We start from the raw sequence: 17,725 nt of genomic DNA, 5'->3' as shown, positions 1-17,725 counted from the left end.
CAGGTGATCCGAGTCATATTTGCGCCGAAGCGCAAAGAAAGGATCCCGCGTGCGCACTCACCAGGACTGGCTCGCCGAGGCCGCCAAGGTCGTCCTCCCGACCCGCCCGTTCGTCGGAGGCGGCTTCGTCGACGCCGGCACCGCCACCTTCGAGAACCGCAACCCCGCGACCGGCGCCCTGCTCGCCGAGGTCAGCGACGCCGGCGCCGAGGGCGTCGACCGTGCCGTGCGCGCGGCCCGGGCCGCCTTCGACTCCGGGTTGTGGAGCCGCGCCGGCGTGGCCTTCCGCCGCGAGCGGATGCTCCGCTTCGCCGACCTGCTGGCCGACCACGCCGCCGAGCTGGCCGTGCTCGACTCCCTCGACATGGGCAAGCGGGTCGTCGACGCCCACGAGCTCGACCTGCCGTTCTCGGTGAACCTGTTCCGCTACTACGCCGAGGCGATCGACAAGATCAACGACGAGGTGGCGCCGACCCCACCGGGGACCCTCGGCCTGATCCGTCGGGTGCCGCTGGGCGTCGTCGGCGCCGTCGTGCCGTGGAACTACCCGGTCGACATGCTCGCGTGGAAGGTCGCCCCGGCGATGGCCGCCGGCAACAGCGTGGTCCTCAAGCCCGCCGAGCAGTCACCGTCCTCGGCGCTGCGGATCGCCGAGCTCGCCGTCGAGGCCGGCATCCCCGAGGGCGTCCTCAACGTCGTCCCCGGCCTGGGCGAGACCACCGGCAGGGCGCTCGGCCTGCACCCGGACGTCGACGTGCTCGCGTTCACCGGCTCGACCGAGGTCGGCGCCTACTTCCTGCAGTACGCCGGGCAGTCCAACCTCAAGCAGGTCTGGCTCGAGTGCGGCGGCAAGAGCCCCCACGTCGTCTTCGCCGACGCCGAGGACCTCGCCACCACCGCGCGGCAGACCGCCTTCGGCATCTGGTTCAACCAGGGCGCCGTGTGCTCGGCCCACTCCCGCGTCCTCGTCCAGCGCGACGTGCACGAGGAGTTCGTGACACTGGTCGCGGCCGAGGCGGCGGCGTACGCCCCCGGCGACCCGCTCGACCCCGCCGCGGGCATGGGCGCGATCGTCTCGCCCGAGCAGACCGACCGGATCATGCAGTTCGTCGACGAGGCCCGAGGCTCGGGTGCCCGCCTGGTCACCGGCGGCGAGCGGCTCACCCGCGACGGCAGCGACTGCTACGTGCAGCCGACCGTCTTCGACGGCGTCGACCCGGCGTCCACCCTCGCCCGCGAGGAGGTGTTCGGGCCGGTCCTGGCGATCACGCCCTTCGACACCGAGGACGAGGCGGTCACGCTCGCCAACGACACGGCGTACGGCCTCGCCGCCTCCGTCGCCACCAGCAACCTCGGCCGTGCCCACCGGCTGGCCGAGCGGATCCACGCGGGGACCATCACGGTCAACGGCGTGGACGCCTTCAGCGCCTGGACCCCGTTCGGGGGGTTCAAGGGCTCCGGGTTCGGCCGCGACCTCTCGCTGCACGCCCTCGACAAGTACGTCGGTCTCAAGACCGTCTGGATCAACCACTGAATCCTGGAGCACCCATGTCAGACACCGTTCGCCCCACGGAGCTCGCCGCCGAGCAGCAGGCCCTGCTGCACCGCACGCTCGGCCGCTTCGACATCATCTTCCTGCTCATCGCCGCCGTCGTCGGCCTCGAGACGCTCGGCCAGGTCTCGACGTACGGCGCCGAGGCGTTCACCTGGGCGCTCGTGCTCGCCGTGTTCTTCCTCGTGCCCTACGGCCTGATCTTCGCCGAGACCGGCGCCGCCTTCAGCGAGGAGGGCGGCGCCTACACCTGGGTCCGTGACGCCTTCGGCCGCCCGGCCGCGGCGGTCGCCTCGCTGCTCAACTGGGTCACCCAGCCGGTGTGGGTCGGCGGCTCGATGTCCTTCCTCGCCGCCGAGACGGTGAGCACCTACATCACCCCGCTGCCGTCGGGCTCCTTCGCCGACTACGTCTTCAAGATCGTCTTCATCTGGATCACCGTGCTCGCGGCCGTGGTCAGCCTGCAGAAGGGCAAGTGGCTGCCCACCAGCGGCGCGGTGCTCAAGATCGGCGTGCTGGTGCTGTTCGTCGTGACCACCGCGATCTACGCCGTCCAGCACGGTGTCGAGGGCCTCGGTGCAGGCGACTTCAGCCCCACCCTGCTCGGCCTGTTCGGCTCGGTCCCGATCCTGCTGTTCGCCTACCTAGGATTCGAGTCCGGCAACAGCGCCGCCGGCGAGATGGAGAACCCGGGCCGCGACGTACCCGTCTCCATCGCCCGTTCCTGCGCCACCGCCGCGTTCTGCTACCTGGTGCCGATCCTCGCGATCCTGCTGGTGGTGCCGAAGGACGAGATCACCGGCATCGGCGGCTTCCTGGACGCGGTCAAGACCGTGTTCTCCGTGTACGGCGATGCAGCCGGTCCGCTGCTCAAGATCACCGCGATCGTCGTCGTCTACGTGCTGATGAGCCAGGGCTCGGCGTGGATGATCATCTCCGACCGGATGCAGGCGATGACCGCCGCCGACGGCTCCTTCTTCGGTGGCTTCTTCGGCCGCTTCCACCCCGGCCTGGGCACGCCGGTGCGCGTCAACATGCTCTCCGGCGTGACGGCCACCGTCTTCATGCTGGCCGCGATGGTGGTCTCCGGCACCGGCGGCGCGATCTTCGGCGTGGTGCTGACGATCTCGATCTCGACCTTCCTGCTCGCCTACCTGTTCGTCATCCCCGCCGCGATCAAGCTGCGCCGGATGTACCCCGACGTGGAGCGCCCGTTCCGGGTGCCGGTCTCCGACCGCGGCTTCGCCCTGCTCGGCTGGCTGGCCTTCGCCTGGATCGTGCTCGGCTCCTGGGTCGCCGTCTTCCCCGGGACCCTCGAGCGCGTCTTCGGCCTCGACTACCCGTTCAAGGACTACTGGGGCGTCTCCCAGGGGACCTTCGAGGCCTTCACCCTCGGCACCCTCGCCGTGATCGCCGCCCTCGGCGCCATCGGCTACGTGTGCGGTCGCTCCGTGCGCGCCGGCAGTGCTGGCGGCACCCCCGACACTCCCGACACCCCCGACAACCAGATCAAGGAAACCGTCCGATGACGTCGCCGTACGACATCCTCTTCGAGCCCGTCCAGATCGGGCCGGTCACCACGAAGAACCGCTTCTACCAGGTGCCCCACTGCAACGGCATGGGCTACCGCGACCCGAGCGCGCAGGCCTCGATGCGCAAGATCAAGGCCGAGGGTGGCTGGTCGGTGGTGTGCACCGAGCAGGTCGAGATCCACGCGACCTCCGACATCGCGCCGTTCATCGAGCTGCGGATCTGGGACGACCAGGACCTGCCCGCGCTCAAGCGGATCGCCGACGCGATCCACGAGGGCGGCGGCCTGGCCGGCATCGAACTGGCCCACAACGGCATGAACGCGCCCAACCAGCTCAGCCGCGAGACCCCGCTCGGGCCGCAGCACCTGCCCGTCGCCCCCGACACGATCGCGCCGGTCCAGGCCCGCGCGATGACCGAGCAGGACATCGAGGACCTGCGGCGCTGGCACCGCAACGCCGTACGACGCTCGCTGGAGGCGGGCTACGACGTCGTCTACGTCTACGGCGCCCACGGCTACGGCGCCCCGCACCACTTCCTCTCGCGCCGCTACAACAACCGCACCGACGAGTACGGCGGCTCCCTCGAGAACCGGATGCGGCTGCTGCGCGAGCTGCTCGAGGACACGATCGAGGAGGTCGCGGGCCGCGCCGCCGTGGCCTGCCGGATCACGGTCGAGGAGGAGATCGACGGCGGCATCACCCGCGAGGACATCGAGGGCGTGCTGCGCGAGCTCGGCGAGCTGCCGGACCTGTGGGACTTCGCGATGGGCAGCTGGGAGGGCGACTCGGTCACCTCCCGCTTCGCGCCGGAGGGTCGCCAGGAGGAGTTCGTCGCGGGGTTGAAGAAGCTCACGACCAAGCCCGTCGTCGGCGTCGGCCGGTTCACCTCGCCTGACGCGATGGTGCGCCAGGTCAAGGCCGGGATCCTCGACCTGATCGGTGCCGCCCGCCCCTCGATCGCCGACCCGTTCCTCCCGAACAAGATCCGCGACGGCCGTCTCGACCTGATCCGTGAGTGCATCGGCTGCAACATCTGCGTGTCCGGCGACCTCACCATGTCGCCGATCCGCTGCACCCAGAACCCCAGCATGGGCGAGGAGTGGCGCCGCGGCTGGCACCCGGAGCGGATCCGCGCCAAGGAGAGCGACGCCCGCATCCTCGTCGTCGGCGCCGGTCCCTCGGGCCTCGAGGCGGCCCGCGCGCTCGGCGTACGCGGCTACGACGTCGTGCTCGCCGAGGCCGGGCGCGACCTCGGCGGCCGGGTCTCGGCCGAGTCGAGGCTGCCGGGCCTCTCGGCCTGGGGCCGCGTGAAGGAGTACCGCGAGGCCGTCCTCGCCGAGCTCCCGAACGTCGAGATCTACCGCGAGAGCCCGATGAGCGGCGACGACATCGTCGAGTTCGGCTTCGAGCACGTCATCACCGCCACCGGCGCCACCTGGCGCACCGACGGCGTCGCGCGCTTCCACACCGCGCCGATGCCGATCGCCGAGGGCGCCCAGGTGCTCGGCCCGGACGACCTGTTTGCCGGCCGCCTGCCCGAGGGCAGGAAGGTCGTCGTCTACGACGACGACCACTACTACCTCGGTGGCGTCGTCGCGGAGCTGCTCGCCCAGAAGGGGTACGACGTCTCCATCGTCACCCCGGCCCCGCAGGTCTCCTCGTGGACCAACAACACCTTCGAGATCAACCGGATCCAGCGCCGGATCATCGAGAACGGCATCACCCGGGTCCTCGACCACGCCGTCGTCTCGGTCGGCACGGGCGGCGTGACGGTCCGCGAGACCTACACCGGCGCCGAGCGCGACCTCGACTGCGACGCCGTCGTCATGGTCACGGCCCGCCTGCCCAGGGAGGAGCTGTACCTCGACCTGGTCGCCCGACGCGACGCCGGCGAGATCGCGTCCGTGCGCGGCATCGGCGACGCCTGGGCTCCGGGCACCATCGCCGCCGCGGTGTGGTCGGGCCGCCGGGCCGCCGAGGAGTTCGACGCGGTGCTGCCGTCCAACGACGAGGTGCCGTTCCGGCGTGAGGTCACCGCGCTGGCCTGAGGTCCCTGCCGGTGGTTGAGGTGCGAGGCCGCCCGCGGCCGAGCCTCGAAACCTCCGGCCACGCTGCCGGGACTGTGACCGACACAGCGGGTGCAGCGGGTCCGGAGGTTTCGCGGCTCGTCGCTAGCGCTCCTCGCACCTCAACCATCGGGGTGGGGCTCCTCCGGGCGGGCGTTCGCGTGCTCAGCGAGTCTCTGCTGGACGGACAGCCTGCGGGAGAGGTTGGGCAGGGCGTCCCAGGCGCCGGCGATCAGCGCTTCACGCTTCTTCCTGCTCCATCCCTGGATCTGCTTCTCGAAGGCGAAGGCGTCCTCGATGCGGTCGAACCAGGTGCACCAGACCAGCGCGATGGGGCGCCGTTTACGTGTGTAGACCGCGCCGAGCTCGCCGTTCTGGTGCTGCCACACGCGGCCCTCGATGTCCCAGGTGCTCCCGGCGTAGTACGTGTCGTCGCTGCATCGCAGCAGATAGGTCCATGGCATGGGTAGCAGCTGCCCGGAACGGCGCTGTGAACAAACAGGTGCGATCCCGGCCTGTGGACGGCGCCGTGGATCCGTCGGCTCCTTCGTCGGTTGAGGTGCGAGGCCGCCCGTGGCCGAGCCTCGAAACCTCCGGCCACGCTGCCGGGACTGTGACCGACACAGCGGGTGCAGCGGGTCCGGAGGTTTCGAGGCTCGTCGCTAGCGCTCCTCGCACCTCAACCACCGGGTGGGCCGAGCGTTCCTGGCACCTCAACCACCGTCAGTACAGCTCCGGGCGCGTGTCGGTCCACAGCGCGGCGTTGTGCTCGTCGGCGTCCGTGATGCCGGCGGCCAGGTCGACCGTGCAGGTCACGACGGCCGGTCCGCCGGCGTCGTGACGCGGTGCCTCGCAGACGACCGTGCCGTCGGGGGCGATCACCCGGCTGCGGCCGAACATCGCGGCGTCCCCCTTGCCGCCGGCCTGGTTGACGGTGATCCACCACTGGCCGTTGGCGAGCGCGTTGGCCGGGTGGAGCAGGTCCCACCAACGCTCGGCGCCGGCCTCGTAGGCGGCGGGCATCACGACCAGCCGCGCGCCGCGCTCGCGCAGGGCGCGGGCGTAGGCCGCGTGGTCGCCGTCGAAGCAGGTCGCCATGCCGACCCGGCCGAAGGGCTCGGTGTCGAGCACCGTGGCCTCGGAGCCGGCGGCGAAGACGGCGTCCTCGGCGGTCGGGCGGTAGAGGTGGGCCTTGCGGTGCCGGGCAATGATCGCGCCGGTGGGGTCGTAGACCACCGTGGTGTTGTACGTCGATCCGCCGGCCAGCTCCGGGACCGACCCGGCGAACAGCCAGATGTCGTGCTGCCGGGCGGCCGCGGCGAGCGCGTCGGACCGCGGGCCGGGCACCGGCTCGGCGGCGGCAGCGACGATGGAGCCGAGCCGCGGGGCGTCGTACCCGCTCGCCCAGAGCTCAGGCAGGACCACCAGTTCCGCCCCCTGGCCGGCCGCCTCGGCGACCAGCGTGAGCGCGGTCGCGAGGTTGGTGGCGGGCTCGCCGGGGACGGCGTGCCACTGCACCAGGCCGATGGTGACGCTGTCCTGCATGGGTGCTCCTTCGTGACGGTGGGAGCTCTCATCCCATGTGGCGGTCCAGGTGATGTCAATGCGTCAGGTCATCGCTTTTGTCGATGCTGAGCAACGAAAACCGGTGTTGGTCGGCGGCCTCCTCCGCGGCCTACGGTGAGCGGGATCACGGCCCAGAGGGGGACCCATGCACGACGAGGCGATCGAGACCACCATGACGGTGGAGAAGCGCACCATCGACCACATCCCGGTGACGGAGCGGCACGGCAAGGCTCGTGACCTGTTCACGATCTGGTTCGGGTCCAACATCATGCTGCTCACGGTCGCCACGGGCGTCGTCGCGACGGCGGTCTACGGCCTGCCGATCTGGGCCGCCGTGGTCGCGCTCGTCATCGGCCACGCGCTCGGCGGCGTCGTGATGGCGCTGCACGCCGCGCAGGGCCCGCAGATGGGCGTCCCGCAGATGCTGCAGACCCGCGCCCAGTTCGGCTCCTACGGCAGCCTGCTGGTCGTCGTGCTCGTGATCTTCATGTACGTCGGCTTCTTCGCCTCCAACATGGTGCTCGGCGGCCAGGCGGTCTCCAGCCTGTTCGGGCTCGACGAGACGGTCTCGATCATCCTGATCGGCCTGGTCAGCGTGGCCGGCGCGATCGTCGGCTACCGCATGATCCACGCCCTGACCGGACTGATGAGCCTGGTCTCCGGCCTGGTCCTGGCCCTCGCGTTCGTCTGGATCCTCGCGGTCAACGACCTGCCGACCGGCACCTTCCACTCCGACGGCGCCACCCTCGCCGGGTTCATGGGCACGATCTCGCTCGCCGCCCTGTGGCAGATCGCCTACGCGCCGTACGTCTCCGACTACACCCGCTACATGCCCCGCGACACCGGCGTGCGCCCAGCGTTCTGGGCGACGTACGCCGGCGCGGTGCTCGGCTCGCTGTTCCCGATGATCCTCGGCGCCGTCGTCGGCGCCGCCCTGCCCGAGTCCGACACGGTCTCGGGCCTGCAGGACCTGACCCACGGCGTGGGCGGCCTCGTGATCGCGGTCTTCGGCATCGGCATCGCGTGCACCAACGCGATGAACCTCTACTGCGGCGCGCTCTCCACGATCACCGTCGGGCAGACGATCTTCCCGAAGTGGGTGCCCGGCGCGGCCGCGCGCGGCGTCGTGTCTGCGGTGCTCTTCCTCGCCGCCGTCGTGATGGCGCTGGCCGGCAAGGACAACTTCCTGGTCAACTTCACCAACTTCATGCTCCTGCTGCTGTGCGTGCTGGTGCCGTGGACCGCGGTCAACCTGGTCGACTACTACCTGCTCAAGCACGGCGAGTACGACATCGACTCGCTCTTCGAGCGCGACGGCGGCCGCTACGGGAAGTTCAACCTGATCGCCGTCGGCTGCTACTTCCTCGGCATCGCGGTCCAGGTCCCGTTCCTCGTGACCACCAAGTACACCGGCCCGATCGGCGAGAGGCTCAACTACGTCGACATCTCCTGGATCGTCGGGCTGGCGGTCATCTGCCCGCTCTACCTGTTCCTGATGCGACGGTTCAGCCGGTTCTCGGGCCACCGCCCGGTGCTGGAGGCCGCGCCCCAGGGCGGCGTCGCGTGACGCAGACCGTCGCGACCTCCGACTACCTGGTCATCGGCGGCGGTACGGCGGGCTCGCTGCTCGCCGCGCGGCTCAGCGAGGACCCCGCCGTGTCGGTGACCCTGGTCGAGTGGGGTCCCGACGACGAGTACGAGCCGCGGGCACGAGACCTGCGGCGCTGGGCGGAGATGCTCGAGGGGGAGTACGACCTCGACTACCGCAGCGTCGCGCAGGAGCGCGGCAACTCCGCGATCCGCCAGGCCCGGCTGCGGATCCTCGGCGGCTGCTCCGACGGCAACACCATGATCTCCTGGCGCACGCTCGCCGCCGACCTCGACGAGTGGGTCGAGCGCGGCGCCGCCGGCTGGGACGCCGCGACGGTGCAGCCGTACTTCGACCGCCTGCGGACGCCGATCCAGCCGGTCGCGCCCGAGGACCGCAACCCGATGGTCGCCGACATGGTGACCGCCGCGGCGGCCGCGCTCGACGTACCCCTGCAGGAGGCGTGGAACGACGGCCGGCTCGACGAGCGCGCCGAGGGTGCGGGCTTCTTCGAGGTCGGCTACACCCCCGACACCAACCTCCGCTCGTCGACATCCGTCCACTACCTCCATCCCGCGCGCGCCGAGCGCGCCAACCTCGACGTCGTGCTCGAGGCCCGCGTGGAGCGGGTCGAGGTCACCGACGGCCGCGCGACGGGCGTCCTGGCCCGGGTGGACGGCGAGCTGGTGCGGTACGCCGCGCGCCGCGAGGTGATCGTGTGCTGCGGTGCCATCGACTCGCCGCGACTGCTGCAGCTGTCCGGCATCGGTCCGCGCGCCGTCCTCGAGGACGCCGGGGTGCCGGTCGTCGTCGACCTGCCCGGCGTCGGGGAGAACCTGATGGACCATGCCGAGGGCCTGGTCGTCTGGGAGCTCGCCGAGCTGCCGCCGCCGACCTGCGCGAGCGGCTGGGACGCGGGCGCCCTGGTCAGCCTCGCCGCCCCCCACGACCGGCCCGACGTGCTCATGCACTTCCCGGTCGAGCCGTGGGCCGTCCACGCCGAGGCGTACGGCGCGCAGCTGCCCGAGCGGATCGTCTCGATCGCCCCCAACGTCGCCCGGCCCGCATCGCGCGGCCGGGTGTGGATCACCACCGCCGACCCCGACGCGCCGCCCGCGATCGACTACCGCTACTTCACCGATCCCGAGGGCCGCGACGAGGCCGTGCTCGTGGCCGGTGTCCGCCTGGCCCGCCGGATCGGCGAGGCCGAGCCCTTCGCGTCCCGGCTGGTCCGCGAGGTGTTCCCCGGACCGGACGTGCAGAGCGACGAGGAGATCAGCGCGGTCGCCCGCGCCACCCACCAGACCGTCTACCACGTCTCCGGCACCTGCCGGATCGGCGCGGACGACGACCCGGCGGCCGTCCTGCGCCCCGACCTCACCGTGCGCGGGGTCGAGGGGCTGCGGGTCGTCGACGCGTCGGTGTTCCCGCAGCTGGTCGCCACCAACCCGGTCGTGACGGTGATGATGGTCGCCGAGCGCGCCGCCGACCTGGTCAGGGAAGCCGCAGGGCGATCGTGTAGCTGATCGCCTGGCTCGACGCGACCGATCCGGTGGCGACATAGGTGCCGGTCGGCGTGAGCGCCACGGCCGCGTTGGTGTCGGCGAGCGTCGCGGTGATGTGACCGCCCCCGGTGCCGGTCGTCGTACGGCGCCGGGTGAGCGACGCCGGGATGGCGTGGCCGGTGTTGGTCGAGGACTTGTCCGCCCAGTAGACGACCACCCAGTCCCCGGCCCGGGTCGGCGTGACCGACGGGGCGACGTACTGCGTCGTGGTGCTGGCCTGGGCGTTGACCGCGCTCACGTCGATCGGGGTGCCCGGCGGGCCGCGATAGGCGGCCACGGTGAGGTCGCCCTTGGTGAGGGAGGAGTTGCTGACCGTGACGGTCGACCCCGCGTCGCCGGCGGTGGCGGTGCGCACCCACACCCGGCTCAGCGCGGTGGACAGGTTCGCGCTGCGCACCTGGGTCCAGCCTGCCGGCACCGACGTGCTGGTCGGTGCCGTGTTCGCGGTGAAGTAGAGCAGCAGGGTGTCGCCGCTCTGCACCGTGCCGGGCACCTGGACGCTGTGGTTGGTGACGTTGGCGTTGCTGCTCGCCGAGGCGACGAAGGAGATCTCGGTGGTTGCGGGCGGCGGCGGTGGGGGAGTGCCGCCGTCGTAGAACGGGTCTGTCGCCATGGTCCGGAACGCGCCGGCCGAGGAGGTGGTGCTGTCGGGGTACCAGTTGCAGCTGTCGGGGCCCTTGGCGTCGAAGGCGGAGACCCCGACGAACTGCGCGTAGTCCGACCGCTTGAAGAGGGCCTGCGCGGCGGCGTACCACTGGGCCTTGCGCGTGGGGTTGGCCGGGTCCTCGGCGCTCGCCCACTCCGTCAGCCACAGCTCCTTGGTCGGGTGGAGGGCGCCGAAGTCCCGGAAGGGACGGATGATCTGCTCCAGCGACATCCAGGGTGTGTTGATCCCGGTGCGACAGGTGAACCAGTTGTAGGCGTCGATGCCCATCGCGTCCACGTACCCGTCGCCCGGGTACCACTTCGGGCCGTAGTTCCGGGCGTCCGGTCCGACCATGAACGCGTAGTCGGTCATGATCCACATGAACCTCACGTTGGTCGCCCCACGAGCGACGACGATGTCGTGGAACTTCCGCCACGCCGCGATGAACTGGGACGCGTCGCCCATGGTGGAGCTGGCCTTGGACTCCGGCTCGTGGTTGAACGTGAAGTAGATCGGTACGGCGTAGTCGCGCAGCCGGTCCGCCCAGCGCACCATGTCGTCGTAGAGCGCGCTCCCGGGCTGGGCGTCGACGAGGCTCTGCCAGAGCACGGTCTGGCCGTTGAGTCGGCGGGACTTGACCGAGAGGATCAGGGTGCGTCCGCTGCCCTGGAGCCAGGTGTGGAACGAGTCGGGGAACGGGCTGTCCCAGCGCGGGAAGTCGCGGACCACGTCGTAGGTGCGACCGGCGGTCGCCTCGGCCCGCAGGAGAGCTGACTGGTAGCTCTCGCCCGCGCGGGGCTGGCTCACGGCGCCGAACCTCATGCCGTCCGGTGATCCCGACGCGAGCTGCGGCGCCGTGGCGAGCAGCACCGCGCCTGTCAGTGCCGCGGCCAGCCGCAGGAGCCTGTTGGTCGTCACGTGTTCCCCCGTCCGATCGTGCCCACCGCAGTCGACCACTGCGGAGCACGACCGGGCATCGCCACGATTGGGGGACTACTCCACCGCGGGGGCGCGCAGCTCCGCGGCCAGCTCGGCCACGATCTCCAGCTGGTGCCGCACCGTCCGTGCGGACGGCTGCTGGGCGACGAAGGTCTCCTCGAACGGGTCGACGACCTCGGTGCGGATGCCGGACAGGGTCTCGACGATGGCCAGGCCGCAGAAGGGGACCTCGGACTCGGCGTACCCGCCCTCGTGGACGGCGACCACGCGGCCCTCGCACACCTCGTCGGCCAGGTCCATGACCATGGCGGTCATCTGGCGGAAGCTGTCGGCGTAGAGGAGCTGGCGAGCGAGCGGGTCGACCATGTTGGCGTCGAGTCCGCTGGCGATCACGATCAGGTCGGGGGAGAAGGCGCGCAGCGCCGGCAGCACGATGTCGCGCATCGCGGCGAGGTAGGTCTCGTGACCCGATCCCGGCGGGAGGGGCACGTTGAGGTTGTAGCCCTCGCCGGCTCCGGTGCCGCGCTCCTCGGTGCCGCCGGAGTCCACCGGGAAGCAGTTCTCCTGGTGGATCGAGACGGTCAGCACGTCGTCGCGCTCGTAGTAGACGGCCTGGGTGCCGTTGCCGTGGTGCACGTCCCAGTCGAGGACGGCGACCCTGCCCAGGCCGTGCTCGGCCTTGGCCGCCTCGATCGCGATCGCGATGTTGGCGAGCAGGCAGAAGCCCATCCCCTCGTCGGGCAGGCAGTGGTGGCCCGGTGGGCGCGAGAGGGCGTAGGCGTTGCGGTAGCGGCCGGTGACGACGTCGGCGACCGCGCGCTTGGCGAGGCCGGCCGACAGGGCGGCGATCTCGAAGCCGCCGTGCGAGAACAGCGCCTCGGGGCCGATCTCGCCGCCACGGCCGGCGGAGAGCTCGCGGAAGTTGTCGACGTACGACGCCGGGTGGACCCGCAGCAGGTCCTCACGGGTGACCGGCTCGGCGCTGTGCACGGCCAGCCGGTCGGTGAGCCCGGAGACGTCCATCAGCGACTTGAACCGGCGCTTGGACTCGGGCGACTCGGGGTGGCCGCCGGTGGCGAGCGGCTGGAGCCAGCCCCCCACGGGGAGGAACAGCACGGCCTCGCCGGTGCTGTGCCACAGGCACCGCTCGTCGTGGTAGAACGCGGTCCGCGGCTGCCCGCTCATGCGCTCGGTGCCTCGTAGGTCAGGTAGCTGCGCTGGGTCGCGATGTGCCCGGCGACATGCTTGGCGTCGTGCCAGACGCCCCAGATGAAGCTCGACCCGCGACGTGAGAGCCAGGGCAGGCCGACGAAGTAGATGCCGGGCTCGGACGAGACGCCGCGCCGGTGCGACGGCTTGCCGGTCTCGTCGAGGGCGCCGTCGGGCAGCCAGGCGTAGTCGGTGGCGAAGCCGGTCGCCCAGACGATCGAGGTCACGCCCGCCTCGGCGAGGTCGAGCGCGAGCATGGGGTCGGTGACGCTGGCCGGGTCGGCGCCGAGCACGCGAGCCTCCGGCTCCTCGGGCAGGTCCATGCCGTTGGCCTCCACCCAGGCGTCGGCCCGGTCGAGCAGCGCCAGCAGGTTGGCGTCGCCGGCGGCGATGTTGGCAGCCAGGTCCTCGCGGAAGGTGAGCACGCCGTCGGCGTACCGGTCCGTCATGCCGACGAGCTGGATGCCCTGCGCGGCGAGTGCGCGGAAGTCGACGGTGTGGCCGCCACGGGCGCCGCTGACGGCGATGGTGACGTGCTCGGCACCGGCGGCTGGGGTCTCGAGGTCCCACAGGCCCAGGACGCCCAGCCACCAGCAGAAGTCGCGGCCGCGGTAGCTGCGGGGCGGGCGGTCGTGCGGGCCGACCGAGAGGTACACCTGCCGGCCGGAGCGCTGCAGCTCGTCGGCGATCTGGACGCCGGACGAGCCGGCGCCGACCACCAGGACGTTGCCCTCGGGCAGCTGGGCGGGGTTGCGGTAGTCACTCGAGTGGATCTGCACCGGTACGGGACTGTCGGGGCCCTCGGGGACGATCGGCGGGAAGACCGGCCGCTGGAACGGGCCGGTCGCGGCGACGACGTACCGGGCCTCGACGACGCCGTCGGACGTCTCGACCCGGAAGCCGGGGCGGCCCTGGTTGCGGGTCACCGAGGTGACCTCGACGCCGGTGCGGATCGGGGCGGCGATCTTCTCGGCGTACGCCTCGAAGTAGGCCGCGACCTGGTCCTTGGTCGCGAAGCCGTCGGGGTCGACGTCGTGGAACTCCAGGCCGGGGAAGCGGTCGTGCCAGGCGGGGCCGTTGGCGACCAGCGAGTCCCAGCGCATGGTGCGCCAGCGCTCGGCGATCCGCTCGCGCTCGAGGACGAGGTGGGGGATGCCGTTGTCGCTGAGGTGCTCACTCATCGCCACGCCGGCCTGACCGGCGCCGACGACGAGGACCTCGACCTGCTGGGGTTCCTGGTGGGACATGGGACGATCGTCGGGCGCCGCCGTTGGTCCTGTCCAACAGATCTTATTGGTCCACTGCATTCGTTTCCCAGATGTCCGGGGAGGCGATCCTGTTGCATCTGTTCCATTGATGAGTGGGGTCGGAAAGATCTGTTGGACACATGGCCCGCGGTCCGGTGGACTGGTGCGCATGAGCAGCATCGTCGTCGGCGGCCACACCCGCATCCGTCCGTTCAACACCAGCGTCACCTACCCGGAGCAGAACCTCGACAACGACCTGTGCCAGGCCGTCGTCGCGGGCAACACGGTGTACGTCCGCGGCCAGATCGGCCAGGACCTCGACACCAGCGAGTCCGTCGGGATCGGCGACGTCGAGGCGCAGACCGAGCAGGCGATGGCCAACATCAAGATGCTGCTCGAGGAGGCCGGTGCCCGCATGGAGCACCTGGTCAAGCTCACCATCTACATCGTCGACCCGCGCTACCGCGAGAGCGTCTACCGGACCATCGGCCGCTGGACCAAGGGTGTGCACCCGATCTCGACCGGCATCGTCGTCTCCGCCCTCGCCCGTCCCGAGTGGCTGGTCGAGGTCGACGCGATCGCGGTGATCTCCGAGTGACCTTCTCCGTCCTGGCTACCGACGGCACCGGCGCCGTCGGCATCGCCGTCACCTCCTCCAGCCCGGCCGTCGCGGCGCGCTGCATCCACCTGCGCCCCGGCGTCGGTGGCGCGTCCTCGCAGAACATCACCGACCCGCGGCTGGGCACCGAGCTCCTCGACGCGCTGGAGAGCGGTCTCGACGCCGAGGCCGCGCTGGCGGAGGTCACCGACGGCCGCGAGCACGTCCAGCACCGCCAGCTCACCGTCCTCGGGCTCGACGGCAAGGGCGCCGCGTTCTCCGGTGAGGGCTCGCTCGGCGTGCACCACCAGGTCGTCGGCGACAGCGTGGTCGCCGCCGGGAACCTCCTCGCCGACCCCGCGGTCGTCGACGCCGTCGCCGCCGGCTTCAGCGCCGCCACCGGCGAGCTCGAGGAGCGGCTGCTGTCCGCGCTCGAGGCCGGCCTGGCCGCCGGCGGCGAGGCCGGACCGGTCCGCTCGGCCGGACTGTCGGTGGTGCGCGACGTCGCCTGGCGGGTCACCGACCTGCGCGTCGACTGGAGCGAGGACCCGATCGGACAGCTCCGCGAGCTGCTCGGCGTCTGGCTGCCGCAGCGCGACGACTACGTCACCCGCGGGCTCGACCCGACCACGGCGCCGTCGTACGGCGTCCCCGGGGACGAGTGATGAAGGACCGGGCCGCCGCCACCGTCGGCGCCGACGCCGAGCGCCTGATCCGGCTCTCCGAGCAGCTGCACGCCCACCCCGAGCTCGGCTGGGAGGAGCACGACTCCTCGCGCTGGGTCGCCGAGGCCCTCGCCGAGGTCGGCTACGACGTCACGCCGGCCTACCTCGGGCTGGAGACCGCCTTCCACGCCACCATCGGCAGCGGCCCGTTCCGGCTCGGCCTGTGCGCCGAGTACGACGCCCTGCCGGGCCTGGGACACGCCTGCGGCCACAACCTGATCTCCGCGATCACCGTCGGCACCGCCCGCGCGCTGGCTCCCCTCGCCGACGTGGCCGGGCTGACCATCGAGGTCTACGGCACGCCGGCCGAGGAGGGCGGCGGCGGCAAGATCGAGCTGCTCGAGCGCGGTGCCTTCGCCGGCCTCGACCTGGCGATGATGGCCCACCCCGCGCCGGTCGACGTCGCCGAGGCGGAGCCGTTCGCGGTGTCCCACTCGCATGTCGAGTACCGCGGCAAGGCGGCCCACGCGGCGGCGTACCCCGAGCAGGGCGTCAACGCCGCCGACGCCTTCACCATCGCCCAGGTCGCGATCGGCATGCTGCGCCAGCAGCTCCCGCCGACGGTGCGCGTGCACGGCGTGATGACCAACGGGGGAGAGGCGCCCAATGCGATCCCGGCGCGCACCGAGGGCCGCTGGTACGTCCGCGCCGAGTCGATGGCCCAGCTCGCCGAGACCGAGGACCGGGTCTGGAAGTGCTTCCAGGCCGGCGCCCTGGCCACCGGCGCGAGCCTGGAGATCACCCCTGAGAGCAAGCCGTACGCCGAGTTCCGCACCTTCGCCCCGGCACTGGCGGCGTACCGGCGCAATGCGCAGGAGCTGGGGCGCACCTTCGACGAGACCTCTCCCGCGCGCCGGATGAACCGTGCCTCCACCGACATGGGCAACGTCTCCCAGGTCGTCAATGCGATCCACCCCTACATCGGCATCAACTCCGGCACCGCCCTCAACCACCAGCCGGAGTTCGCCGCGCACTGCGTCGGCGGCGACGCCGAGAGGGCGCTGCTCGACGCGGCCACGGCGCTGGCCTGGACCGCGCTCGACGTGGCCGGGAGCGCCGAGCGATGACGACCCGCACCGAGCACGACTCGCTCGGGCCCCACGAGGTCCCGGCCTCGGCGTACTGGGGCGTGCACACCGCCCGCGCGCTGACGAACTTCCCCATCAGCGGTACGCCGGTCGGGCGCCACCGCGAGCTGGTCGCGGCCCTCGGTGCGGTCAAGCTGGCTGCGGCCCGCGCCAACCACGAGCTCGGCCTGCTCGACGAGCGCCGCTTCGGCGCGATCGAGACGGCCGCCGAGGAGCTGCGCGCCGGCGCGCTGGACGACCAGCTGGTCGTCGACGTGATCCAGGGCGGCGCCGGCACCTCGACCAACATGAACGCCAACGAGGTGATCGCCAACCGGGCGCTCGAGATCCTCGGACTGCCGTGCGGCACCTACGACGAGGTGCACCCGCTCGACCACGTCAACCGCTGCCAGTCGACCAACGACGTCTACCCGACGGCCGTCCGGATCGCCCTGCTGTCGGCGATCGACCGGCTGGAGCAGTCGACCGCCGCCCTCGCCGAGGCGTTCGCCGCCCGCGCGACCCGCTTCCGCACGGTGCCGAAGGTCGGGCGGACCCAGCTCCAGGACGCCGTACCGATGACGGTCGGGCAGGAGCTCGGCGCCTTCGCGGTCACCCTGCGCGAGGAGCTGGCCCGGCTCGCCGACTCCCGCTCGCTGCTGTGCGAGGTCAATCTCGGCGCCACCGCGATCGGGACCGGCATCACCGCCCACCCCGACTACCGCCGCCGCGCGCTCTCGCACCTCGCCGAGATCACCGGCCGACCGCTCATCGCGGCCGGCGACCTGGTCGAGGCGACCAGCGACACCGGTGCCTTCGTGCAGGTCTCCGGCGTGCTCAAGCGGGTCGTGGTCAAGGCCTCGAAGATCTGCAACGATCTGCGACTGCTGTCCTCCGGCCCGCAGGCCGGCTTCGGCGAGCTGCGGCTCCCGCCGCGCCAGGCCGGGTCGAGCATCATGCCCGGCAAGGTCAACCCGGTCATCCCGGAGATGGTCAACCAGGTCGCGTTCTGGGTGATCGGCACCGACACCACGGTCACCATGGCCGCCGAGGGCGGCCAGCTCCAGCTCAACGCCTTCGAGCCGGTGATCTGCCACGGCCTGCTCCAGGGCTTCGCCTGGACCGCGGCCGCCTTCGACGCGCTGCGCGAGCTGTGCGTCGAAGGCATCACCGTCGACGAGGAGCGGCTCGCGGCGAGTGCCGCGAGCAACGCGGGGCTCGCCACCGCGCTGACGCCGCTGCTGGGCTACGCCGCGTCGGCCGAGATCGCGAAGGCGGCACTCGGCGGCCGGGGCGACGTCCGCGAGCTGGCCCTGGCCGGCGGGGTCGACGCCGCCGAGCTCGACGACCTGCTCCGGCCCGAGCGGCTCGCCAACCTCGACGACCTCGACTGCTGAGCACCGGGACCGGGAGGTACGGCAGGAT

At 71.6% G+C, this 17,725-nt stretch carries 14 protein-coding genes; 9 read left to right on the top strand and 5 right to left on the bottom strand.

Features of this window, described 5'->3' with window-relative positions; translation table 11 throughout:
- Window positions 1-49: 49 nt before the first annotated feature.
- The 3 genes from FBY23_RS16935 to FBY23_RS16925 are packed head-to-tail and all read left to right on the top strand — an operon-like array spanning window position 50 to window position 5,132.
- The gene (locus tag FBY23_RS16935) at window positions 50-1,534 is read left to right on the top strand and encodes an aldehyde dehydrogenase (RefSeq protein ID WP_141799215.1); all 1,485 of its coding nucleotides are present in this window, start codon (window positions 50-52) and stop codon (window positions 1,532-1,534) included.
- 14 nt (window positions 1,535-1,548) lie between these two features.
- Window positions 1,549-3,081, top strand: a complete 1,533-nt coding sequence (locus FBY23_RS16930) for an APC family permease (protein ID WP_141799214.1) — start codon at window positions 1,549-1,551, stop codon at window positions 3,079-3,081.
- Entirely contained in the window at window positions 3,078-5,132 is a 2,055-nt protein-coding gene (locus FBY23_RS16925) for an FAD-dependent oxidoreductase (RefSeq protein WP_141799213.1), read from the top strand. Before FBY23_RS16930 ends, FBY23_RS16925 begins: the two co-directional genes overlap by 4 nt.
- Before the next feature lie 140 nt (window positions 5,133-5,272).
- Here the strand turns inward: FBY23_RS16925 and FBY23_RS16920 are convergent, their stop codons facing one another.
- Complete coding sequence (locus FBY23_RS16920) at window positions 5,273-5,614, bottom strand: GIY-YIG nuclease family protein (RefSeq protein ID WP_141799212.1); 342 nt, start codon at window positions 5,612-5,614, stop codon at window positions 5,273-5,275.
- A 259-nt stretch (window positions 5,615-5,873) separates the two neighbouring features.
- The gene (locus tag FBY23_RS16915) at window positions 5,874-6,695 is read right to left on the bottom strand and encodes a carbon-nitrogen hydrolase family protein (RefSeq protein WP_141799211.1); all 822 of its coding nucleotides are present in this window, start codon (window positions 6,693-6,695) and stop codon (window positions 5,874-5,876) included.
- 166 nt (window positions 6,696-6,861) lie between these two features.
- On the opposite strand from FBY23_RS16915, the gene FBY23_RS16910 reads away from it, so the two are divergent.
- Window positions 6,862-8,283 (top strand): cytosine permease, encoded by a 1,422-nt coding sequence (locus FBY23_RS16910; protein WP_141799210.1) that lies wholly within the window; start codon window positions 6,862-6,864, stop codon window positions 8,281-8,283.
- A complete protein-coding gene (locus FBY23_RS16905; protein ID WP_141799209.1) occupies window positions 8,280-9,830 on the top strand; it encodes a GMC family oxidoreductase in 1,551 nt (516 codons plus the stop codon). Before FBY23_RS16910 ends, FBY23_RS16905 begins: the two co-directional genes overlap by 4 nt.
- On the opposite strand, the gene FBY23_RS16900 is transcribed toward FBY23_RS16905, so the two are convergent.
- The 3 genes from FBY23_RS16900 to FBY23_RS16890 form a co-directional block, all read right to left on the bottom strand.
- Complete coding sequence (locus FBY23_RS16900) at window positions 9,799-11,433, bottom strand: glycosyl hydrolase (protein ID WP_141799208.1); 1,635 nt, start codon at window positions 11,431-11,433, stop codon at window positions 9,799-9,801. The two genes, FBY23_RS16905 and FBY23_RS16900, sit on opposite strands and share 32 nt — an antisense overlap.
- 75 nt (window positions 11,434-11,508) lie before the next feature.
- On the bottom strand, window positions 11,509-12,639 hold the full coding sequence (locus FBY23_RS16895) for a class II histone deacetylase (protein WP_141799207.1): 1,131 nt from the start codon (window positions 12,637-12,639) through the stop codon (window positions 11,509-11,511).
- Complete coding sequence (locus FBY23_RS16890) at window positions 12,636-13,910, bottom strand: NAD(P)/FAD-dependent oxidoreductase (protein WP_141799206.1); 1,275 nt, start codon at window positions 13,908-13,910, stop codon at window positions 12,636-12,638. Before FBY23_RS16890 ends, FBY23_RS16895 begins: the two co-directional genes overlap by 4 nt.
- A 169-nt stretch (window positions 13,911-14,079) precedes the next feature.
- Here FBY23_RS16890 and FBY23_RS16885 point away from each other — a divergent pair, with 169 nt between their 5' ends.
- From FBY23_RS16885 to FBY23_RS16870, 4 genes are read left to right on the top strand one after another with little or no spacing between them, the layout of a single operon-like run.
- Window positions 14,080-14,508, top strand: a complete 429-nt coding sequence (locus FBY23_RS16885) for a RidA family protein (protein WP_141799205.1) — start codon at window positions 14,080-14,082, stop codon at window positions 14,506-14,508.
- The gene (locus tag FBY23_RS16880; RefSeq protein ID WP_141799204.1) at window positions 14,505-15,173 is read left to right on the top strand and encodes a DUF1028 domain-containing protein; all 669 of its coding nucleotides are present in this window, start codon (window positions 14,505-14,507) and stop codon (window positions 15,171-15,173) included. Before FBY23_RS16885 ends, FBY23_RS16880 begins: the two co-directional genes overlap by 4 nt.
- A complete protein-coding gene (locus FBY23_RS16875; protein ID WP_141799203.1) occupies window positions 15,173-16,300 on the top strand; it encodes a M20 family metallopeptidase in 1,128 nt (375 codons plus the stop codon). The genes FBY23_RS16880 and FBY23_RS16875 overlap by 1 nt, the downstream gene beginning before the upstream one ends.
- Window positions 16,297-17,697 carry an aspartate ammonia-lyase gene (locus tag FBY23_RS16870; protein WP_141799202.1) on the top strand — a complete coding sequence of 467 codons (1,401 nt, stop codon included), beginning with the start codon at window positions 16,297-16,299 and terminating at the stop codon, window positions 17,695-17,697. The genes FBY23_RS16875 and FBY23_RS16870 overlap by 4 nt, the downstream gene beginning before the upstream one ends.
- The last annotated feature ends 28 nt before the right edge of the window (window positions 17,698-17,725 follow it).

Origin of the sequence: Nocardioides sp. SLBN-35 (assembly GCF_006715725.1) — a bacterium.
GTDB lineage: Bacteria > Actinomycetota > Actinomycetes > Propionibacteriales > Nocardioidaceae > Nocardioides.
This window is presented reverse-complemented; position numbering and strand designations above follow the sequence as displayed.